The sequence below is a fragment of the Kitasatospora sp. NPDC058444 genome (assembly GCF_042721415.1).
GTDB lineage: Bacteria > Actinomycetota > Actinomycetes > Streptomycetales > Streptomycetaceae > Kitasatospora.
This window is the reverse complement of the sequence record NZ_JBHXLL010000096.1, coordinates 1-1,791: the sequence shown is the minus strand read 5'-3', so window position 1 is coordinate 1,791 and position 1,791 is coordinate 1. Positions and strand designations below refer to the sequence as shown.

At 72.1% G+C, this 1,791-nt stretch carries 2 protein-coding genes; one reads left to right on the top strand and one right to left on the bottom strand.

Annotated elements, in window-relative coordinates:
* On the top strand, positions 1-918 hold a 918-nt coding region (locus ACFWP2_RS39560), incomplete at its 5' end, for an electron transfer flavoprotein subunit alpha/FixB family protein (RefSeq protein WP_380460971.1).
* Positions 919-1,063: 145 nt separating this feature from the next.
* Here the strand turns inward: ACFWP2_RS39560 and ACFWP2_RS39555 are convergent.
* Positions 1,064-1,501 (bottom strand): hypothetical protein, encoded by a 438-nt coding sequence (locus ACFWP2_RS39555; protein WP_380460969.1) that lies wholly within the window; start codon positions 1,499-1,501, stop codon positions 1,064-1,066.
* Between the last annotated feature and the right edge of the window lie 290 nt (positions 1,502-1,791).

Sequence of the window (1,791 nt, the reverse complement as noted above, 5' to 3'; positions counted from 1 at the left end):
CGCAAGCCGGCCCTGGAGCTGCTGACCCTGGCCCGCCGCATCGGCGAGCCGTCCGCCGTCGTCCTCGGCGCCGGTGCGGCCGCGGCCGACATCGCCGCCAAGGCCGGCGAGTACGGCGCCGCGAAGGTGTACGTCGCCGACGGCGCCGAGTTCGCCGATCAGCTGGTCGTCCCCAAGGTGGACGCCCTGGCCCAGATCGCCAAGGCCAACGACGCCGCCGCCGTCCTGGTGACGTCCTCCGGCGAGGGCAAGGAGGTCGCCGCCCGCGTCGCGCTGCGCCTCGGCTCCGGCATCATCACCGACGCCGTCGACCTGCGCGCCGGCGACCAGGGCCCCATCGCCACCCAGTCGGTGTTCGCCGCCTCGTACACCGTCGACTCCCGGGTGAGCAACGGCGTGCCGGTCATCACCGTCAAGCCGAACGCCGTCGCCCCGGAGGCCGCCCCGGCCGCCGGCGCGGTGGAGAACGTCGCCGTCGAGTTCACCGGCAACGCCGCCAAGGTCACCTCGCGCACCCCGCGCGTGTCCTCCGGCCGCCCGGAGCTGACCGAGGCCGCCATCGTGGTCTCCGGCGGCCGCGGCGTCGGTGCCGCCGAGGGCTTCGGCGTGGTCGAGGAGCTCGCGGACGCGCTGGGCGCCGCCGTCGGTGCCTCGCGCGCCGCCGTGGACGCCGGCTGGTACCCGCACAGCAGCCAGGTCGGCCAGACCGGCAAGCAGGTCTCCCCGCAGCTGTACGTGGCCAACGGCATCTCGGGCGCCATCCAGCACCGGGCCGGCATGCAGACCTCGAAGACCATCGTGGCCGTCAACAAGGACCCCGAGGCCCCGATCTTCGAGCTCGCCGACTACGGCGTGGTCGGCGACCTCTTCGAGGTGCTGCCGCAGCTCACCGCCGAGGTGAAGGCCCGCAAGGCCTGATCCCCGAACGACAGTGGAGGGCGTGGCGCCGAGTGGTACTCGGTGCCACGCCCTCCGTGGTTCTCCCGGCGTGCCGGAGCCCCGACCGGAGCCCCCGGCTGCCCCGTCGGCGGCGGCCGCCGCGCGATCCGCTCGGCGACCCGACTCACTCCGCGACGAAGGCCGCGAGGTGCTGGGTGAAGCCGCCCTGGGTGGGCGGCAGCGGGCGCGGTTCGGGGTCCTGCACCGGCGGCGGCTCCTCCACCGGCAGCAGCCGGAGCTCCGGCTGGTCGGAGTCGGGGGAGGAGAGCAGCCGCACCCGGGTGCCGACCGGGACGGTGCTGCGCATCCCGTCCACGATGCACCAGACGTCGAAGCCCTCCGCCATCCGGATCAGCGACTTCTGACGGACCAGCGGCGTCCGGGCCTGCTCGACCGCGCAGCGCCGCACCACGCCGGTGCCCTCGCTGGGCTCCAGCCTGAGGTCGGTGGATCCGCAGGTGGGGCAGAGCAGCCGCTGGAAGGTCGGGTTGTTGCACCACGTGCAGCGCTGGAAGTACAGCGTCGTGCTGCGGGTGTCGGCATCGATGGCTGAGTGGACCACGCTGTCATCTCCCTGCGCTCGGACCGGCTTCGTTCGGTGGACTGGGGCGGACGTACGCCGGAAGTTCGGCACGAAAAGGATAGGGAACTCAGTACCGCGAAGGGAAGGCACTGAGTTCCCTTTTTGCCGCGCGTATGCATAATGAAGGGTACTGAGTACCGTCGTGAAACAGGAGTGGCGATCATGAGCCAGGAGTTCGATCTCTTCCGTATCTCCGAGGAGCACGGGATGCTCCGTGAGGCGGTGCGTTCGCTGGCCGAGGCGAAGATCGCTCCGTTCGCGGCGGAGGT